The sequence below is a fragment of the Halioglobus sp. Uisw_031 genome (genome assembly GCF_047729875.1).
Classification (GTDB): domain Bacteria; phylum Pseudomonadota; class Gammaproteobacteria; order Pseudomonadales; family Halieaceae; genus Marimicrobium.
The window spans coordinates 3,414,499-3,435,021 of record NZ_CP159826.1 but is presented as its reverse complement, the minus strand read 5'-3'; the positions used below and the strand labels follow the sequence as shown (position 1 = coordinate 3,435,021).

At 51.5% G+C, this 20,523-nt stretch carries 14 protein-coding genes; 6 read left to right on the top strand and 8 right to left on the bottom strand.

Annotated features, from left to right (window positions below; translation table 11 throughout):
- Positions 1-57: 57 nt before the first annotated feature.
- Entirely contained in the window at positions 58-1,161 is a 1,104-nt protein-coding gene (locus ABXT62_RS15505; protein ID WP_415356204.1) for a calcium:proton antiporter, read from the bottom strand.
- Positions 1,162-1,331: 170 nt separating this feature from the next.
- Here ABXT62_RS15505 and ABXT62_RS15500 point away from each other — a divergent pair, with 170 nt between their 5' ends.
- The 3 genes from ABXT62_RS15500 to ABXT62_RS15490 all read left to right on the top strand — a co-directional run bounded on the left by ABXT62_RS15500 (position 1,332) and on the right by ABXT62_RS15490 (position 5,095).
- The gene (locus ABXT62_RS15500; RefSeq protein ID WP_415356203.1) at positions 1,332-2,396 is read left to right on the top strand and encodes a hypothetical protein; all 1,065 of its coding nucleotides are present in this window, start codon (positions 1,332-1,334) and stop codon (positions 2,394-2,396) included.
- 181 nt (positions 2,397-2,577) lie between these two features.
- The gene (locus ABXT62_RS15495; RefSeq protein WP_415356202.1) at positions 2,578-4,302 is read left to right on the top strand and encodes an N-acyl-D-amino-acid deacylase family protein; all 1,725 of its coding nucleotides are present in this window, start codon (positions 2,578-2,580) and stop codon (positions 4,300-4,302) included.
- 223 nt (positions 4,303-4,525) lie between these two features.
- Positions 4,526-5,095, top strand: coding sequence for a hypothetical protein (locus ABXT62_RS15490; RefSeq protein WP_415356200.1), 570 nt, complete (start codon positions 4,526-4,528; stop codon positions 5,093-5,095).
- A 119-nt stretch (positions 5,096-5,214) separates the two neighbouring features.
- Here ABXT62_RS15490 and ABXT62_RS15485 read toward each other — a convergent pair whose 3' ends face one another.
- From ABXT62_RS15485 to ABXT62_RS15475, 3 genes are read right to left on the bottom strand one after another with little or no spacing between them, the layout of a single operon-like run.
- Positions 5,215-6,774, bottom strand: coding sequence for an FGGY-family carbohydrate kinase (locus tag ABXT62_RS15485; protein WP_415356197.1), 1,560 nt, complete (start codon positions 6,772-6,774; stop codon positions 5,215-5,217).
- A gap of 24 nt (positions 6,775-6,798) precedes the next feature.
- On the bottom strand, positions 6,799-8,400 hold the full coding sequence (locus ABXT62_RS15480; protein ID WP_415356196.1) for a glycerol-3-phosphate dehydrogenase/oxidase: 1,602 nt from the start codon (positions 8,398-8,400) through the stop codon (positions 6,799-6,801).
- A gap of 29 nt (positions 8,401-8,429) precedes the next feature.
- The gene (locus tag ABXT62_RS15475; protein ID WP_415356195.1) at positions 8,430-10,028 is read right to left on the bottom strand and encodes an FAD-binding oxidoreductase; all 1,599 of its coding nucleotides are present in this window, start codon (positions 10,026-10,028) and stop codon (positions 8,430-8,432) included.
- Positions 10,029-10,397: 369 nt separating this feature from the next.
- Here ABXT62_RS15475 and ABXT62_RS15470 point away from each other — a divergent pair, with 369 nt between their 5' ends.
- On the top strand, positions 10,398-12,098 hold the full coding sequence (locus ABXT62_RS15470; RefSeq protein ID WP_415356194.1) for a class I adenylate-forming enzyme family protein: 1,701 nt from the start codon (positions 10,398-10,400) through the stop codon (positions 12,096-12,098).
- 45 nt (positions 12,099-12,143) lie between these two features.
- Positions 12,144-13,181, top strand: a complete 1,038-nt coding sequence (locus ABXT62_RS15465) for an alpha/beta hydrolase (protein ID WP_415356192.1) — start codon at positions 12,144-12,146, stop codon at positions 13,179-13,181.
- A gap of 166 nt (positions 13,182-13,347) precedes the next feature.
- On the opposite strand, the gene ABXT62_RS15460 is transcribed toward ABXT62_RS15465, so the two are convergent.
- The 4 genes from ABXT62_RS15460 to ABXT62_RS15445 form a co-directional block, all read right to left on the bottom strand.
- Complete coding sequence (locus ABXT62_RS15460) at positions 13,348-14,295, bottom strand: ABC transporter substrate-binding protein (RefSeq protein ID WP_415356190.1); 948 nt, start codon at positions 14,293-14,295, stop codon at positions 13,348-13,350.
- Entirely contained in the window at positions 14,295-15,068 is a 774-nt protein-coding gene (locus ABXT62_RS15455; protein WP_415356188.1) for an ABC transporter permease, read from the bottom strand. The genes ABXT62_RS15460 and ABXT62_RS15455 overlap by 1 nt, the downstream gene beginning before the upstream one ends.
- Entirely contained in the window at positions 15,065-15,838 is a 774-nt protein-coding gene (locus ABXT62_RS15450) for an ABC transporter ATP-binding protein (RefSeq protein ID WP_415356187.1), read from the bottom strand. Before ABXT62_RS15450 ends, ABXT62_RS15455 begins: the two co-directional genes overlap by 4 nt.
- Before the next feature lie 142 nt (positions 15,839-15,980).
- A complete protein-coding gene (locus tag ABXT62_RS15445; RefSeq protein WP_415356185.1) occupies positions 15,981-17,576 on the bottom strand; it encodes a DUF3336 domain-containing protein in 1,596 nt (531 codons plus the stop codon).
- Between the two features lie 368 nt (positions 17,577-17,944).
- Here ABXT62_RS15445 and ABXT62_RS15440 point away from each other — a divergent pair, with 368 nt between their 5' ends.
- A complete protein-coding gene (locus ABXT62_RS15440) occupies positions 17,945-20,281 on the top strand; it encodes a Tex family protein (protein ID WP_415356184.1) in 2,337 nt (778 codons plus the stop codon).
- Positions 20,282-20,523: the final 242 nt, after the last annotated feature.

The following is a 20,523-nucleotide window of genomic DNA, read 5'->3' as shown; positions in this document are numbered from 1 at the left end:
TTATGGTTGTTTTAAGTGTACATTTTCTAAAACGCTAATAGTAGATAGTGTGTTGAACTATGGTTGAAAAATTAACATGATATACGCCAAAAATAACAGGATATGTACCGCCCCTTGTAGAATATTGGTTCGCGCGCTGCTGAACGTCATCATGCTGACCATCAGAGTCACAACGAGTAAAACAGTTTGCGAATCAGGCAGACCTAAAATGATATGCTGATTGGTTATGAGGCTAATGATGAGGACTGCAGGAATTGTGAGACTGATTGTTGCAAGCACTGAGCCTAGCAGTATATTGACAGCCCGCTGTAAATTATTCTGCATTGCTGCACGAATGCCACTCATCGCTTCAGGTGCCAGTATGAGTGATGCAACAAAGAAACCGCCCAGCGCTATGGGCGCACCTAAAACTTCAATACTATAGTCCACGGGCCGAGCGATTTTCTCTGCGAGCAGAATGACCGACAGAAGATATCCCATCAACAACAATATATGGCCGCTCATCGAATAAATCATTGGAGAACGCAGAGTGGTCTCACCTGCAACTTGTTGAGAACTCTCTAATCCCATTACAAAATAACTCTGATGGCGTCTGGTCTGGATCAGCAGGAAAGCCAGATAAAGACCTAGTGACATCAGAACCAGAAAAGCTGCCTGAAAGTTTGAAAGGCTTTGGTCTGAAGTCGACGTTGTGAAGTCGGGCAGTATTAGCCCGAATCCTGCTAACGGGATAATCACCACCAGATACGCATTGGCGCCTTGCAAATTATATTGCTGCTCATGAAAGCGCAGAGCTCCTAGCAACAGTGACAGGCCTACTAGGCCATTGACTACGATCATTACCACCGCAAACATTGTGTCGCGAGCGAACTCTTGATTGTTTTCTCCCGATAGCATGACGTTGGCAATCATTGTGACTTCGATGGTTGTCACTGCGATGGTTAAAATCAGCGTACCGTAAGGTTCACCCAACTTACCGGCGAGAATTTCGGCATGTCGAACTGCACCAATCGATGCAAACAAGATCACCCCGAATAGCCAGATTGAAATTCCGGCGAACCATAGGGGATTTCCCAGCATGGTCATCCACTGATCCCCATACAGCAGGAATAGAATGGCGCTAAAAACACTCACTAAAAGTGTTCGTTCTCGTCGCAGCATAAAAAATGACTCGAAAATGAAGATTGTAGGGTAACTCTATATCCTCTAGAGCCCAGTGTCATTTTTGTTTAACATTACCTCTTTGAGCGCAGAGATCCGCTAGCCACGGGATAAAGTTATGAGTAATCTTCGCATGCCTGTACCGGTTGAGTCTTAGGAGCCCAATAATAATGTTGTTAATAGCCCGATATGCATTACTGAGCATACTTGTCTTATTCTGTGTTAGCACACAGGCAAAGAACAACATCTTAGGTCCCCCTGATGGTGACGGCCCCGTCGTTGTCGACATTGGATTTTATCTCAGTAACGTTAACTTCATTAGCGAAGCGGATGAAACCTTCCACTTTGAGGGGGTGCTCAGTATGCATTGGAAGGATCCAAGGTTGGCATTTGACCCCGCAGTAACAGGCTACGATGACCTCTATTACCAAGGGTATTTCCAGTTCAACGAAGTATTCACGGGCTGGTGGCCTCAGGTCTTTCTAGCCAATGAAGCGGGAGGGTTTGAGCAGCAGGGAATTGTGCTGCGAATAACGCCGGACGGCAACGTATATTACACCGAAGAAATCGAAGCCGTGGCTAAGTCGCATTTTAATTTGGCACGCTACCCGTTTGACCGGCAGCAGTTGGCGGCAATCTTCGAGGTGCTGGGGTTTGAAAGTGAGGAGGTGCTCCTGAGGGTAGATCCTGCGAGCAGTGGCATATGGGACGATGATGAGCACAAAGTTGAAATACCGCAGTGGTATTCACCCGAGTTGTCTAGTTCAGTGGTCGAGTATAGGCCGAGTTACTTAGATGGCCGCGATGGCCATTTGAGCGCTTTTAGAGTTCAGATCGATGTCGAACGTGACCCTCGATACACCCTGCGGTTGGTCGGACTCCCTGTCATCATCTTCGTCATCTTGTCCTGGTCGGTTTTCTGGATGGATCGGTCTTCGGTGGGCGACCGCATGGATATTACTTTTATGGGCATTTTGACAGTGGTTGCCTATCAGATCATGTTCAGCGGAAGCCTGCCGAAAATATCGTACCCCACGGTTTTGGGATTATTCATGATCATTAGTTTTGTGACGATGTGCGCCAGCGTTGCCGTCAATCTGAGGGTGTGGGTGCTAGACAGTCGCGGACTCTTCGAACAAGGCGACAGGCTGGATCAGCGCTCCCGCTACCTTTTCCCGATAGTGTATGTTTTGTCGATTTTATTGGCCGGCGGTAGCCTCTACGTGGCGGGCTAGCTTTTGTCGCCGCAGGCCCTGGACCACCCTTGGGATTGGATAGCAGAATTGCAGAGCTCCGCCCATGAACCGCTGAAGTGGTTGGTACGGTTGAGTTTTTCAGCGCAGATGCATGTAGGCATTCCTCCGAGAATTGAGCTATCTTGTCGGTATCCGTTTCTTTAAAGAAGATAAAATTCTTATGTACGACATGGTTATCCGTAATGGAACGCTGATAGATGGTAGTGGCGCACCGGGTCAGCACAGTGATGTAGCGATAACAGCAGGGTGCATTGTTGCGGTTGGTAAGAATATCGGACCGGCCAAAAAGGAAATTAATGCTACCGGCTTGTTGGTCACGCCTGGCTGGGTCGACATCCATACACACTATGATGGTCAGGTTACCTGGGATCCTATGTTCTCCCCTTCAAGCTGGAATGGCGTGACGACGGTTGTTATGGGCAACTGTGGAGTAGGTTTTGCGCCTGTTGAGCCAGGTAAAGAAGACTATTTAATACAACTTATGGAGGGTGTCGAGGATATACCGGGCGCCGCGCTCGCTGAGGGCATCGATTGGAAGTGGGAAACATTTCCACAGTATCTGGACGTTATTGAAAGTATACCCCACGCCATTGATTTCGCCGCCCAGGTTCCCCATGGCGCTGTGCGTACCTATGTTATGGGCGATCGGGGGGCGAATAATGAGAAGGCCAGCGCTGAGGAAGTCGCCGCCATGGCGGCAATTGTTAAAGAAGGGCTTGAGGCCGGCGCTCTTGGTTTTTCTACCACACGCACGATTTTGCACCGCGCAAAAGACGGAGAACTCGCGCCGGGCACCACCGCAGATCGCGAGGAAGTGATAGGGATTGGACGTGTTTTGGGTGAAGTTGGCTATGGTGTGCTTGAAGTGGCCAGTGACCTGAACCCGGAAGAAGAAGAATTGGCATGGATGCGGCAAGTGGGCCAGGAAACGGGCCGGCCAGTGACTTTTGCCTGCCTGCAAAACAATGGTGATCCCGAGCAGTGGCAACGTTTACTCGCCGCGGTTGATGAGGATCGAGCCGCCGGTGGCACGCTGACACCGCAGGTAGCGCAGCGTCCCGCTGGTGTGTTGTTCAGTCTTGAGAGCTCCGGACATCCATTTATTTTGCATGATGCCTATCAGAAAGTCGCACAGTTGCCTCTGGCAAAACGGGTAGTGGCGCTGCGAGAACCTGCTTTACGGCGTGAAATACTCGATAATCCCCCAGACCTTGCCAGCTTGCCTGAAGTCTTTACGCAGACGCTGAGCGCATGGGGCAATATGTTCCCTCTAGGTGACCCTATTGACTATGAGCCGGGGCCGGAGAAGAGCGTTCTGGCTCAGGCACATGTGAACGGCTGCAGCCCAGCCGAGTTTGCATACGACACTATGTTGGAGCGCGAGGGCAAAGGAATTCTGTATATGCCACTGTTGGGTTACTCCAATGGTGACTTTGAGGCGCTGCGGGAAATGATGCTGCACCCTAATGCGGTGTTTGGCCTGTCCGATGGCGGTGCGCATTGTGGTCTGATTTGCGACGCCAGCATGCCAACCTACCTCTTAACCCATTGGGCGCGCGATCGGACACGGGGAGAGCGTATTCCTATCGAGCAACTTATCCATAGCCAGACCCAAGCAACAGCCAATTTCTACGGCATGCATGATCGAGGATTAATCGCGCCAGGCATGAAGGCAGACATTAATGTGATCGATTATGAGTCCCTGACGATCCACCCTCCAGAAATGGTGTATGACCTACCCGCTAATGCGCGAAGGCTGGTACAGCGGGTTGACGGGTATCGGCTGACGATTTGCAGTGGTGAGATCATTCGCGAAAACGGTCATGATACGGGTGCCATGCCAGGCAAGCTGGTAAGAGGGCCGCAGCCGCAGCCGGTGGCCTGATGGGCCGCGGACCGAGTGCACGGAGTGCTTGGTGACAGTTGATGATGTGAACTATCCCGCACCTAATCTGACCCGCTAACCATCTGAATTTATTGATAAACGAGGAATTCTCGAAGTCCAAGACATTTTAGTGTATAGTGCGCGCGGATTTGCATCTACCGCAGTAATGGGCTTGGCAGATCCACTGCCCGACCTAAACTAACAAACTCGCAGGACACACTACATGCTTACAGCCTCAAAACTGGAAAAAATAATTGAACTTGAAGACAGCCTCAGATCCCAATACCAGGACCAACTGGATGCAAAATCCGCCGAAATCGAGCGCGGGATTAAAAAACAGCAAGAACAGCAAGTTGTCATTGAAAAACAGCTGGCGCAGCTGACTACCATCTCTGCCGAAGGCACAGCAAACAAACGCACGGAACAACTTAATCGCGAATTAACCCATCGTTGTGAAAAGCTGGAAGACGAAGTCGCCACGCAGAAGAAACGTATCAAAGGCCTGCAAAAAGATCTTGCGGAAGATCGTGCAGAGATTAAGGCTTTGAAACAATACGATGCTGCAGCGATGAAAAAGAATTTGGACGCCAGCAAAAAGAAACTCGCTGAGAAAACAACAGCGAATGAAATGCTGCAAAAATCGTCGAGTAAGGCCAAAGCCGAAAACGGCAAGCTACAGCAAAAGGTCAGTGAGCTAGAGGCCCGATTGGCAGTGCTGGAGCCTGAAGAGGATAAAGAAGACGTGAAAGAAGACGTGAAAGAAGACGTTAAAGAAGAGTCAGCTGCCGCTTAGGCCTGTCTGAGTATTTGGTGCAGTAGCTGATACCGTTTGCCCTCGATTCAGGCCGGTCAGCACCGACTAGCCCATTCCAAAATCTTTCCTCGGGCTCCTTCGCTGGGGTTCCTTGGGTGCTAGAAGGGGTATCCGGTTATTTCACGAATGGAGCCGTACAGAGGACTGAGCCGGTCATACATTTTCAGATAGACCCCCTTATACAATTGATCATAAATACGCACGTTTTCTTCAATCGGGGCAAAGCGGTCGCCTTCATGTGTCATGTGATTTAGCGCAGATTGATAGTCTGGGTAGAGCCCGACGCCGACTGCGGCGTTGATTGCAGCGCCAAGCCCTGAGGTTTCATAGGTATGAGGCCGTTCGACGGTTAGCCCAAATATGTCGGCAGTAATTTGCATGGCCTCATCACTCTGTGAGCCGCCGCCGGAGACTTTTAAGGTGGTAATGCTGTGTCCGCTGCGCTTCTCTAAGCGCTCTTTGCCTTCTCGCAATGCGTAAGCAATCCCTTCAATAATGGCGCGATAAATATGGGCGCGCGTGTGCACATCCCCAAACCCTATGATGGCGCCCTTGGCATCCGGGCCGGGTATACGGACGCCAGGAGACCAGTAAGGTTGCACCAAAAGACCCATTGCCCCGGGAGGCGCTTCTCTAAGTAGGTCATCAAACAGTGACTCAGGTTCAACACCCGTCTCTGTGGCAATGCGTTGTTCGCGCAAACCAAATTCACGTTTAAACCAGTTCACCATCCAATATCCGCGCTGCACAATAGTCTCGGTGTTATAGGCATTGGGCATCGCAGCAGGGTAGGCGGGAACGTTTTTTATCGCTTCGATATAGTGGACATTGGTGCTGTTATACGTCGCGGCGCTACCGTAACTGAGACTGCCGGTGTCGGGCGTGAGACACCCTGAGGCAAGCACTTCACAGGCTTTATCCGCGCCGGCCGATATGAGGGGCAAGCCCTCGGGAATGCCCGTCAGTTGTGCCGCCTCAGCACTGATCGCGCCAAGAGGCGATCCGGCAGGGACGAGCTCGGGTAATTGCTCTCGTTTAATAGGCAGTGCTCGCCACTTCCAGTCGAGTCGCCCGGCCCAATCATGTCGCTTGAAATCAAACGGTAGATAGCCCACCTGGCTGGCGACTGAATCGACATACTTTCCTGTAAGTTTGTAAGTCAGGTAGCCCGACAGTAGTAGGTATTTAGCTGTTTTATTCCAGATTTCCGGCTGCTTATTCTTAATCCAATTAGCCTCAGCCTCGCTGCGAAAAAATCTTACAGCGTCCTTCTCTCCCGCTAAAGTAAGGAGGATGTTCCACAGTCCCATGGAAGGCAAATCTTGCTCCAGCCTCTGGTCAAGCCAGACGATGGCTGGGCGCAGCGGTTTCCCATCACGGTCGAGATTAATAATGGTTGCCCTTTGCGTGGTCAGGGCGACCGCTTTAATAGCACTTTTTGGAAAATCGAGCTGTGGCCAGAGCGCACAACAGGCTTTACAAAGATTGGCCCAAAAATAATCAGCATCCTGTTCAGCCCAACCGGGTTGATTCGAATAATAAGGTTCTATCTCGACTTTGCTTTTAGCAACCAGTTGACCTTCGAGGTCGAAAACGAGCGCTCGAACACTTTGCGTGCCATTATCTATCGCCAGTACATACTCTTTATTATTGCTCATGCGGTTGCTCTTTCTGGTTGGCTCTTATGCGCCTGGCAGGTAATAGCGTGTTCTCCAGATCTCTCGGTAGCGCGACAGTTCCCTTTTCCAAAGCTCGGCATCCCAGTTCAGTTCCTGCGCACAAATCTGTTCAATAGCCGGAAACAGACTTTCCCCTCCATGTTCCAATATTGAGCCTAGTCGAGTGCGACGCAGCATTAAGTCATCCAGGTGCACCACCGATTCATTGCGTGCAGCCCAGCGGCACTCCGCTAGGCAAAATGCCGTAGTTTCTATAGGCAAACGCTCTGCATCGGTAGCCTCAGTCATCAGGGTCTTGGCATGCTTCCCGTAACGGCCGATCAACCGTTGAGCCCATTGGTGGTCTGCTATGTTGAGTTCGGTCGCTGTAATCCCGGGGGCTTTGAAAATGCAATCATCGCTCTCCAGTATCTCGATATTGCCAAGCGTTTCGGCTGCCGCCTTAATGGCATCCAGTGCGATCAGGCGAAAGGTGGTGAGCTTGCCTCCACTGACCGTCACAAGCCCTTTATCATGCCATACCGCGTGGTCTCGTCTTTCCTTTGAAGGATCTCTCGCTTCATCCGATCCTATTACTGGGCGGACCCCCGACCAGGTTGAAAGAATGTCGTCTCGAGACAGGCTATGTTGTGGGAAAAGTGCATCCACGGCTTCCAGCAGGTACGCTAGTTCTTGTTCACTGATAACCGGTTCTTCATCCAGATCTTCATTGTGATCAAGATCTGTAGTACCCACTACCGTGGTGCCTTCCCACGGAAATATAAACACCGGACGTTTATCAACAGGGTGAAAAAGAGTCAGCGCGTCCTCTACAGGGAGCTTCGACATTGGAAGCACAAGATGACTGCCACGCAGGGGTCGAATACGCTTTTCCGAGTTAACTTCATTTCTTAGCCGGTCCGCCCAGGCTCCAGTTGCGTTAACGACCGACTTACACTGTATTTCAACCTGTTCTGTATTTTCGGTATTCTTGATGACTACGCCTGTTACTTGCCCCTCTGTCTTGAGCAAGGATTCAACTTTCATGTAGTTGACCGCAACGCCCCCTGCCTCCGTAGCATCCTGAAGTACGCGCAGTACTAGTCTCGCATCGTCTGTCACTGTGTCGGTGTAATACATGGCGCCATTGAGCCCGTGACTGTTGATGCCAGAAAACTGCTGCTGGACTGAGGCTTTGTTGAAGTACCGGTGGTTTTTGATGCCCGCTAACCAGTCGTATAGGGCCAGCAAAAGACCGAACACAAACCGCCCGGGAAACTGACCTTTTCTAAGGGTGAAAAAATACCCCATGCGGTCGATGAGTCCTGGGACCTCTCGCAATAGCCGCTCCCGTTCACGAAGAGAGTCTTTGGTCAGCTTAATATCCCCATGGCTGATATAGCGCAGGCCACCATGAACCATTTTGGATGATCGGCTGGATGTGCCCGAGGCAAAGTCTTGTTGTTCTACCAGCAAGGCCTTAATCCCTCGCCTGGCGGCTTCGCGTAAAATGCCAGCACCTATAATGCCGCCGCCGACAATCACCATGTCCCAGTTAGAGTCTCCCTGCTGGAGCGTCTTCCAAAGTGCCTTCCGATCAGTAAAAGTGGTACTTCGCACGTTCATTGTTAAGCCTTTGTGTTATCGAATATCATTCAGGGAACTAGCTTACCTGGATTCATTTGTTGCTGTGGGTCAAACAGTTCTACCAGAGTCTGAATGGCTTCAATGCCCAGCTCACCTTTTTCTGCGGATAGATATTTTGCATGATCTTTTCCTACCCCGTGTTGATGGCTGATAGTGCCACCAAAGCGGACAATGGCTTCAGCACCGGCCGCCTTCAGTTTTTCCCACCGAGCCAAGGTTGTTTCGTAGTCGCTGCCGCAGCGAAATATATACGTTGTATAAATACTTGAGCCCTGACCATAGAAATGAGAAAGATGCGTGAAGGCATGCACAGCTTCTCCCTCGTCTGACAAGGCGTTGGTAATATCAGCCTGAATTCCTGCTGCTGCCTCGGGCACTCGCACCCAGTCGATAGCAGTTTCCATGGTGTCAACGGCATAGCCGGAATCCCACAATCCATGGCGTAAATAAGGCGAGCGAAATCGGCTGTGCTCCCACTTTTTTCCTAGCGCAGGGCCGGCGCCTACACCGCCATGACGCTTGGCAATTTGGCGGGTAAGCTTCAGTGCTGACTGACATTGGCCTTTAGATCCGGTGACACCGAATGTGAACATAACTTTATTGTCACCGGCTCCACGTAAACTGAGATATTTCTCCAGTAAGGTAATTACCTGAGCTCCGCCCGCTAGCCGAAGCTGTGTGAAAGTTTCGATTTGGTTGCTCAGGCGCATCATGGAAAGTTGCATTTTACTCTGGACGATTTCACGCACTGCGGCCAGTCCAGTCTCCCAGGTGGGGAAAAATAATACGTGAAAAGATTCCTGCTCGGGTAACGGTGTTACGCGGGCTTTAACCTCGGTAATGATACCCATGCGCCCCTCTGTGCCGAGGAAAAATTCACGCACATCGGGTCCCGCTGATGAAGCAGGAACCGTGGGAATATCCAAAGTGCCCTTTAGCGTTTCGATGCGGCCTCCGGCGAACATCTGCTCAATACGCCCATAACGTAATGACTGCTGGCCACTGGAACGGCTGGCGACCCAACCCCCAATAGTAGAAAGCTCCCAAGACTGTGGGTAGTGCCCCAAAGTATAGCCTTCAGTTTTGAGTTGTGCTTCCACGCGGGGCCCGATAGTGCCTGCCCCAAAGGTCGCAATTTGACTCTCTTTGTCTAGGCTCATGAGTTGATCCATGCGCGTCATATCGATGGTCAGCACTGGGCGGCCGTCTTCCTCCGGATTTATATGCCCGACTACAGATGTGCCGCCGCCATAGGCGATAATGTCAATCTGCCGTTCGTTTGCCATTTGAAGTAAGGATCGAACCTCCTCAGTGCTGCGCGGAAACGCTACGGCATCGGGGAAAACACCCACCGCGCCACTCCGTAACGCAAGCCAATCTGGTAGACTTTGACCACGGGCGTGCCGCAATCGGTCCTCTGCATCTAGGCTGTAGAGATCGTCTGGTGGAAGGCGCGACGCGGGCACAGTGGCCAGAACGTGCTCCAAGCTTGCATCTGGAAGAGGCTTGGATTCCCCGATTAGACCCTCCAGAAAGCGCAAGGCCGCAGCACTCAATTCATAGTCAAGCGCATTGTCGTCGTCGCCCCAACCATTCCATCTCTTCATCTTAGACACCTGATACTGTTATGAGCCCAAAAACCTCCACTGCTGAACAGAGTCTTCAGCTGTCCACGGGAGCCTTCTCGACAAAGCTTGTGAGCGGGGATTTTAAACCTTTGTTTGATGATTTAGTAGAAAGTTCTGCGTAAACAGAAGTGTGTCCACTATCCCTTAGAGAATCGCCTCTCCTGCCTCCTAAAAACGTCGGATAGGCCGGTTGCAGTCTGGGTGAACTCATAGCTCGCTACTGCGGAAGTTGTCGCTCTAATATGCCGGCCATCGGATGGTCGATTAAATTCGAATTATCTATTGATGGATATCGGTGTCGCGGCTATTCTGAGTGATACGCAATAAACATTTTGGAGCAGTAGCCGAATGTACGATGAGTTAAGGAATGTCTGGGACGAATTGACGGCCGCCGGGCAATTATTTGAGATCGAAACCCTAGAAGTGCGCGGCTATCCAGTGCGCAGCTATAAACACGCGCCTGCATCTTTACGTGAGATCTGGCAGGGTACTGCTGCTTATCAGGATCGGGAATATCTTGTGTTCCAAGACGAACGTTACACGTACACGCAAGCTCATGAAATGACGGCATCCATCGCCAACTGGCTTTCGACACAGGGTGTGCAACCCGGTGATCGAGTTGCCATTGCTATGCGAAACTATCCGGAGTGGATGCTGGCCTATTGGGCCGTTGTGTCGATGGGTGCTGCTGTCGTTGGTATGAATGCATGGTGGGTGCCAAAGGAGATGCACTACGCATTGAAAGATTCGGAGCCTAAGGTGATGATCTGCGATGAAGAGCGTCTTTTACGGTTCGAAGAGATCCGCGAAGACTTTCAGAGTCTGATTGTCTGTGGAGTGCGCTTGCGCGATGGCGTGCCCGATAATGTGGTGGACTGGCGTGAGGTCATTAATACTGAGAGCGCCATGCCCGAGGTGTCTGTCGATCCGGATGATGATGCCTGCGTGTTTTACACCTCTGGGACTACGGGCACCCCCAAGGGTGCTCAATTAACGCATCGCGGCTGCGTGTCAAATTTGATGAATATCGGTTTTAATCGTACTTTGCAGTCCACCGCCCTGGCCAGGGCAGGTGTCGAAGCGAAAGGCACAATGGATCCCGAGCAGATCCCTATAGCGCTTGTTGCCACTCCTCTATTTCACGTGACGGGTAATAACTGTGTGGCACAAGGGATCGCCGCTACAGGCGGTAAATTAATACACATGTACAAATGGGATGCTGGCGAAGCACTGCGTATTATCGAGGAGGAAAAGGTGACGACCTTCAGTGCCGTGCCTATGATGTCACGCGAAATGATGCTTCATCCTGATTTTGCCACTAGGGATACCTCCAGCCTTAAAAGTATGGGCGGTGGTGGGGCCGCAGTGCAGCCTGATCTGACGCGTAAAATGAATAAAGTAATGAAAAATGCGGCGCCAGGTGCCGGTTATGGTATGACGGAAACCTGCGGCGTTATTTCAGTCTTATCGGACGTTTATCTGGTGGACCGCCCAGAAAGTGTTGGCCGTGCGTTACCCACCTTTGAAGCCAAGTGTGTGAATGAAACTGGCGATACCGTTGCAACCGGTGAGGCTGGGGAACTTTGGGTGCGAGGTGCCTGCGTCATAAAAGGCTACCTGAATCGACCCGAGGCCACGGCCCAGGAGATAACGGATGGCTGGCTTCACACGGGCGACGTCGCATATATGGATGGAGATGAGTTCATCTATCTTGTAGACCGCGCCAAGGATATGGTGCTCCGTGGCGGTGAAAACGTGTACTGTGCGGAAGTAGAAAGTGCACTCTTTGAGCACGAGTCAGTCGCAGAGTGCGTAGTCTTTGGTGTTGAAGACGAGCGCCTGGGAGAGGAGGTTGCGGCAGCCATTTATTTGACGCAAGTGGGTTCTGTAGATACGGAGGGACTGCGCGCATATCTGAGGGAGACACTATCGTCTTATAAGATACCCCGCTACATATGGCTCGTGGATGCGCCGCTGCCGCGCAATGCCAACGGAAAATTCGTAAAACGCGAAGTACGCGATTTACTTGATTTGGCGGATGCACAGTAGCACTAAAAACCGAGTATTTACCTAACACAAGAGACCAGGCGTGCTATGAGCAATATCAATATGAATGATGACCCCCGTATCGATCCGCGCATCAAGGCTTTGATGGGGGGCATGTTGTTGCCTCCGGGCTCGAACGTCAATAGCCGCGAGGAAATGCTCGAGCGGGCCAACAGCCCCCAGGCACTGGAGATGGCAGAGGGGCTTAGAGGTTTTATGGAGCTGTGTGACACTCCGGAGATTGCGCCTTCTGAAGGGTTGGAAATCAGCACACTGGAATTTAATTCTGTACCGGACGAGAATAAAATCTTGATTCAGTTTATCCGACCTAAGTCGGAAGAGCGTCTCCCCTGTGTTTACTATATCCACGGAGGTGGCATGCAGGCGATGTCCTGTTTTGATGGTAACTATCGGGCATGGGGCAAGATTATTGCTGCGCAGGGAATCGCTGTCGCTATGGTGGATTTCCGTAATGCTCTGACGCCATCTTCCGCAGAAGAAGTGGCTCCCTATCCGGCGGGACTGAATGACTGCGTTGCGGGTTTAAAATGGTTGTCCGGGCAGGCCGAGTCACTGGGTATCGATGCTGCCAGAATTATTGTCGCCGGCGAGAGCGGTGGCGGGAACTTAACACTGGCCACCGGAATGCGACTGAAGCGTGAGGGTATGCTTGGTCTCATTCAGGGACTTTATGCGTTGTGTCCTTATATCGCAGGGGTTTGGCCGTTGCCTCAAAACCCGTCTTCGACAGAGAATAATGGCTTGCTATTGGATCTGCATAACAATAACGGCGCAATGGCTTATGGCATTGAAGAATTGGAAAACCGTAATCCCCTAGCATGGCCTGGTTTTGCACAGGACGATGATGTGGTTGGGTTGCCCCCGATTGTCATCAGTGTGAATGAATGTGACCCGCTGCGTGACGAAGGCGTAAATTTCTACCGCCTACTGATAAAAAATGGCGTTGACGCGCGTTGCCGGCAGGTGATGGGCACCATTCATGGGACAGAGATATTTCCGATGTGTTGCCCCGATATCAGTCGGGATACTGCCCGCGACCTAGCGGCTTTCTGCCGCGGTGACTAAGTATAGCGCTTGCTCTGGTGGTGGCCAATTTCGGCCACTTTCACTGCCCGCTATTGGGTGATGATTGCGCATACGGCGACAGATTGTCCCCGCGCATTGTTGTCCAAGCATTGCTTCTTATAGATGCCGAACTATATTGTCGCCCTCTGGAAGCTGCTTTTTTAGGTTACAAATCAATAAAAAGGTCTTTCGCCGACACCGGCTTCTGGATTATCTTTAGATCAAGCAGCTGATCGCCCAGCGTCTGCCAGCGTGCCAACGTCATTTCGCCGACGCGTGCGGTGGTGTCCGTTTTTATCAATGATTGCTGCGCTTGCGCACTGTGCGTAAAAGTAACCGCCGACATTGCCTTATTGAGCGCCTGCATTGCACGATTGGTCTCTTCCGGCTTTTCCAGATAATCATTCCAACCACTGCGCACTGCGGCTATCATGCCTTTCACTTCAGATGGGGAGGCTTTCCAGCGTTCACGAGTAGTGGCTAACACCGTGGTGTAGGGATTGTAGCCGGTATCGGCGACTAAAAACGTGTTGATCTTGAGTCCCGCCGCTAGCGCAGTCAGCGGCTCGCTACTGATGAAACATTGCTGTGAAACCTTGCTGTCATTTTGAAAACTGCCGATGCCTCCGAGATACGGTGCTGTAAACACCTCGATAGGCGAGTACTCTTTCTTCAAATATTGACTGTAAGGCAGGCCGGCCTGCCACAATAAAACGCCATCGCTATGCAGGATTTCTTCGATCGATGTGAAGCCGCGCTGGGCATGCGTCATAATGGCTTGTGGGCTAATTTGAAAGGTGGCGAATAACGCGACGATATTAGTGGCACCGCGCGCATGTGCGATGACGACTTCATCCGCTGAAACAACCGCATAATCGATCTTCCCGGCCGCCAGCATTTGAATCGTTGGTGTGCCAGAACCTCCCTCGATAATTTTTACGTCAAGGGCATTGTCCCGATAATAGCCCCGTAGTTGCGCGGCGTAGAAGCCTCCGAACTGTGGTTCAGGCTTCCAGTTCAATGCGAGAACCAGAGGTGCGGTCGACCCTATCTGCTGCGCTAGCAACTGCGTGCTCCAGGCAACGGCGAACAAAAATCCTAAAAATTTTCGCATTATTGTTTCCTTAAGTAAGGCCTGTTCCGAAAGAGTAGGCCGGTCACTAAATTGATGGTATAGACTAGCGACAATGCCAAGGCGCTCGACATAAATACGCCACTGAATACAAGGTCTACACGCTGCTGAGTGCGCGCCGCATCAATGAGGCTCCCAAGTCCGCCGCCGGCAATAAATTCCCCGACAATGGCGCCGACCACGGCGAGTCCAGCAGATATTTTTATACCGGTAATGATGTAGGGAATCGCAGAAGGTATTTGCAATTTGAAAACCAGTTGCCACCGTGATGGCTTATACAATCTAAATAATTCCTTCAACTGGGGGTCGGTTTCTTGAAGTCCGGTTAACGTATTGGCGAGAATTGGAAACAACGACACAATGAAGGCTGAAGCATTGACCGTCGGCTGGCCATAACCGAACCAGATCACCAGCAGAGGAGCAATGGCAATTATCGGGACAGTTTGAAAAAAAATGCAAAAGGGCAATACTGCGCGGCGTGCAATCGGGATCGAAAAAAAGATCAGTGCCGAGGACACGCCGATGATTAAACTTAATCCTAAACCCCAAAGAATTGACTGTGCGGTACTCAATGTCGCTGCGAAAATATCCGGCCACATTTCTAGCGTGGTATCAAAAATCTGCAAGGGAGAGGGCAGCAGATAGGATGCCACCCATTTCTGTACGACGATTAATTGCCAAATTGATAACAGCCCTGCGAGAAAAATCCACGCTGGGAGTTTATCCGCTATCCATTGCCTTATTGTGGTGATCATTGCTTCGACTGGGCAGCGTTAGATTTTTTCATGCTGTCCTCCATGTCGCTAAATAGGCTGGAATATTCTTTCACTATATCGTTAAACGCCGGTGTCAATTTTAGGGGCTGATTGCGCTCTTTAAAGGGAAGTGAACGAATGTCCCTAGCGGCTCCTGTATTATCTAGCAATAAAATTCGATCGCTAAGATAGACGGCCTCGGAGATCGAGTGGGTGACAAAAATATATTGCAGTTGCAAGCGCGCTTTCAACTCGAGTAATAAGTCTTGCATGTGAAAGCGAGTTCGCTCGTCGAGCGCGGCAAACGGTTCGTCAAGGAGAATAATTTTCGGTTGCGTGATCAGGGCGCGTGCCAGCGCAACGCGCATTTGCATGCCGCCGCTTAGTTGATCTGGGAAGTGCTCAAGACGATCGCCAAGTCCAATCTTTTGCAACAATTCGACTGCGCGATCACGTGCAGCGGGATTGTTTTCAGCAGTTAATTCCAGAGGTAAAAGTACATTCTCCAGGCACGTGCGCCATGGTACCAAGCGCGGTTCCTGAAACACATAACTCATTTTCGCACTCAGGGCAGGATTCACGTGTATCGTACCGCTACTGGGTTGTTCAAGGCCCATAAGTAGGCGCAGCAGTGTGGTCTTGCCGCAGCCCGAAGGTCCGAGCAGACACAGGCACTCGTCGCCATCAAGCGTAAATGATAATCCGGCAAAGAGCGCTTGGGCATCGCTGGAAAAAGATTTTTCCAGCTGTTGAACTTCAATGGATGACATGTGATGCGCGCCGCTCGTGAGGTTTGCGATAACTGCCCTCAATTCTCTGCCAGAACCATGGCACAATCAATAGCGGACTGATAGCGAGCGTGTACCCGTCTTAGGCAGGCTCCCCGCAATAACAGCTATCGGCATGATTGATCTACGCGGCAGATTTCCTTTGATGCTTCTGCTTCATAGCGGCGGTTACCGGTTTCCTGCTTTGCTTTTTCGCCGGGTCGTGGCCATTAGCCCTGCGCTGCGTCGTGGTATTGCGTGACGCCTTTTTTTTCGGTGCCGTACGCAACCAGTAGGCTTCATCCCTTTCGAAAGAGTGGAGAATGCCATCCAAGGTGCGACCAATGCGGGTTGTGAGGCTGATGACCGGTACTTTGGGCCAGGTAGCCCTCTCTCCGGCTTTGATCAAATCCCTCATTTCTTCTTCGGACATCATTTTTAGCAGTTTGCCGAGGCTCGAAAGGCCATATCCGGGGAATATATTGATATCGCCGGTGAACTGCTGGTCTAGCAGTGCATTGATGGCGTTCATGCCAGTGCCCATCTGTGGCCCCACCTTGCCATAGCGTTGAAAGAAATCGAGATAACCGCGCACGATCTGTTTCGTCGCTGCCACTGAGGCATCCGAAACAATTTTCCGCAGTCCGGGTTTCGTGTTCGTTTCTCGGCCGAGGCCTGGCATGACCTGAGAAACGATGAAATGATTGACCGCGTACATGCGGGCGAGACGTTTGGCCGGTAAATCCTGTGAAAACGAGCCGTCTATCCAGCGACGGGATGGTAGGTAGGGCTTGATGTCTCCGTCGGCATTGCGCGCCTCCAGCTGCACGGGTTGAAAGACCCCGGGCAATGCTGTGGAGGCCAGCACCGCCGACCGGAGGGTGACATTGGGCGAGGCAATATGGTTTAACAGGCGCGATGTTTGGCGCGGTTCAGCAGGTGAAATAGAGATATTGATGCTGCGCCCGGTCTTCTCATAGGCCTCCTTAAACGTCATGTCGGGGATTAACTTGGCCATCTCCCGCTTTATCGCGCGCATATCAATTTTCTCGCTCATGCCAAAGCCGATTCTGATGCTGTCGTTGTTTTCGGTGAGCGCTCGCGCGAGTGTGTTGTTGTCGAATAGCGCCAGAAACTCCTCGTCACTGCGGGAGCCGACGATTGCGGCAACGAATGCACCAGCGCTCGCGCCAGAAATCACTACTGGGCACAGTTTTTGCTCAATGAGGGCCTTCAAAACGCCAAAGTGAAAATACCCAAGAGTGCCGCCTCCGCTCAGCATGAGTGCAGAGCGGCCATAGCAATGACTGGCACCCTGAAAAAACTCCAGGCGATCTGCCCAAGGAATCCCCTTGAAAGACCTTGGTGAAAAGTATGTAAGTGCATCGCAGATTTCGTCGATGTAGTCCTTGATCAGAACTTTTGTCCCAGCTTTAGCCTTCTGATACAGCTTTGCATTGCCCATCCCAGCCATATTACCGTGTATGCCTTCACTCAGCGCGAACAGCAGGCCATGGTTGTTCCCAGACTTGCGTAACCTGCGCAGCCGTTGCAAGCGTGTGCTGATACTGACGGCGTCATAAAGCGAAGAGTCGTCCTTCTCGCGCCAGACAGCACCGCCGCTCTGACGGTCATAATCCTCAGCTAGCGCCTGCCATTCGTCAAAGGTGTCAGCATTTAATACTGATTGGTCAAAAGCCTTAACGCTTTTTCGTTTCTGTGTCTCTTTTCTACTAGCCATTGCTTGCATCAACCTGATTGCTGTTACGTAAGCGGGGATCCCCGACATCGTCGATTTAAACCGATCACCTCAGTCTAAGTAAGGCACTGTCGGCATCATATCCTGACTGTATTTCATACGCTAGTGAGCGATAGGGGCTCGACGATTCTAAAGGCATTGTTCAGCAGCGGCATAGGCACTGTTTTTCGCTCCAAGCGTACAATGATACCGCTGACTGAAGAAAGCGGTAAAGGCTATCTGATTTGCTTTTAGCGACTAACGTCAGGCAACACTGACATTGATTTTTGACTTAGCTTTATTGCCAGCGTTGACGGATATGCCGCATACTCTGCGCCAAATTTTTATTGTTTTGTGGATACTCTCTCTATATGGCCCAATCTATCGTCAGTGGTCTGGCAAAAGAACTTTCAGTTCACGAAAAACAGGTTGTCGCCGCGGTGGCTCTGCTTGATGACGGGGCCACCGTGCCGTTTATATCCCGGTACCGCAAGGAGGTCACGGGTGGCTTGGATGATACCCAAATGCGCCAGTTGGAAGAGCGTTTACGCTATCTGCGTGACATGGAACAGCGTCGAGAGACTATTATGGGTAGTATTTCTGAGCAGGGGACGCTGACGCCGGAACTTGAGCGTGCGATTCATTTGGCGGATACAAAAAGCCGACTCGAAGATCTATATCGGCCCTATAAGACCAAGCGTCGGACCAAGGCAATGCTGGCGCGCGAGGCAGGTCTGGAACCACTAGCAGACGCTCTATTGTCGGATCCGAGTCTCGACCCTCATGTTATCGCCGCAGATTACCTCAACCCAGACGCGGGGTTTTCCGATGTCAAGGCGGCGCTCGATGGTGCCAAGCAAATTCTTATGGAGCGCTTTGCCGAAGATGCTGATCTGCTGACGCGTTTGCGCAATTTTTTGCAGTCTGAGAGCTTACTGGCGTCGCGGTTAGTTATAGGCAAGGAACAGGAAGGTGCAAAATTTAGTGATTATTTTGAGCACACTGAGGCTTTTCAAACCACCCCCTCTCACCGCGCCCTGGCGATGTTTCGGGGGCGCAAGGAAGGGGTATTGATGCTTGATCTGCGTATGTCGGTCGCTGAGACGTCGGGTGATGCTCACCCCTGCGAGGCGATGATTGCCTCACATTGGAAAATACAGGGTCAGCAACGCGCCGCTGACAAATGGCTGGCAGAGGTCGTACGTTGGACGTGGCGGGTCAAGCTATTGACGCATTTGCAGTCGGATCTACTCACGCTGCTGCGTGAGCGTGCTGAGCAAGACGCTATTAAGGTATTTGCCAGTAACCTGAAGGACCTCTTGCTTGCTGCACCCGCCGGCCCCAAAGCGGCTATTGGTCTGGACCCGGGCCTGCGAACGGGGGTGAAAATGGCGGTAGTCGATGCCACGGGGAAAGTGCTGGATCATGGTGCGATATTCCCCACACCACCGCAAAATAAGATCCGAGAAGCCGCTGCGACGCTGCTGGAAATGATTGAAAAATACGAGATCAAGTTAATCAGTATCGGTAACGGTACGGGCAGCCGTGAGACTGACCGTTTTGTGGGTGAGGTACTTGCCTCACGTCCCGATTTGGCCGTGCGCAAGGTGATGGTCAACGAAGCAGGCGCGTCTATTTATTCTGCGTCGGAGTTTGCGGCGCGCGAGTTTCCCCACCTAGATGTCACCATTCGTGGGGCAGTATCGATTGCGCGACGCCTGCAGGATCCACTGGCCGAGCTGGTAAAAATCGATCCGCAATCGATTGGTGTAGGCCAGTACCAGCACGATGTTAGTCAAGTGCAGCTTGGACGTCAGCTCAACGCCGTCGTGGAGGATTGTGTTAACGCTGTCGGCGTTGATCTGAACACCGCGTCGGCACCACTGCTGACGCGTGTGTCAGGGTTAAGTCAACGCATCGCAGACAATATCGTTACCATGCGCGATGCGGAGGGGAAATTTTCGGATCGTAAAGCGCTGCTACGGGTGAGGGGAATGGGTGAAAAAACCTATCAGCTGGCGGCAGGTTTTCTACGGGTAATGGAAGGTGACAATCCACTGGATGCTTCTACGGTGCACCCCGAGTCCTACGCTGTCGTGGAAAAAATTGCTGCGGTCTGCCAGAGATCAGTGCGCAGTATTATCAGCGACAGCAATTTTCTGCAGTCTGTCAACGCCGCTGATTACGTGTCTAAGGCGTTTGGTCTGCCGACTGTTACGGACATTCTTAAAGAGCTGGACAAACCTGGTCGGGACCCGCGGCCTGAGTTTAAAACTGCCAAGCTACAAGATGGTGTGGAAAAGATATCCGACCTGAAGGTAGATATGACTCTGGAGGGGACTGTGACCAATGTTACCAGCTTCGGGGCCTTCGTTGATATCGGTGTGCACCAGGACGGATTAGTGCATATATCTGCGATGTCAGAAAAATTTATTAAGGACCCGCGGGATGCTGCCAAGGCCGGCGATATCGTCAAGGTCAAAGTTATGGCGATTGATATGTCGCGGCAGCGCATAGGGCTTAGTATGCGACTGACCGATAGTGCAGAGCCGCGGCCGCCTGGAACCAGTGATCAGCAGCGCAGCAAGAAACCCTCCGAAAATTCGCCTCGAAAGAATAGCGCTACGTCGGCCCAACCTCAAAAAAAGTCAAATAAGCCTGATAGTGCATTTGCTGCAGCGTTCGCCAAGGCTAAAAACAGGGATTGAGCATTTCCTGCGATTAAAATTAGACGCTAGGTCTCAGGCGAAAACCGCACTAAAGCGCTGTGGAATCGGGCCAATCGCTAGCCAAAAAAACTCGCATTAAGCGTGCTGGGTGTGCTTGAGATGGTTCAGCCTTTGCGGCTTTCACTCGTGCCTAGTAGAGACAGTGGTGAAAGATACGCCGGTATGAACTCATGAGGGCTTGCAACCTGAAGTAGACCCAAAAAGATTGGCAAGTTGGCCAA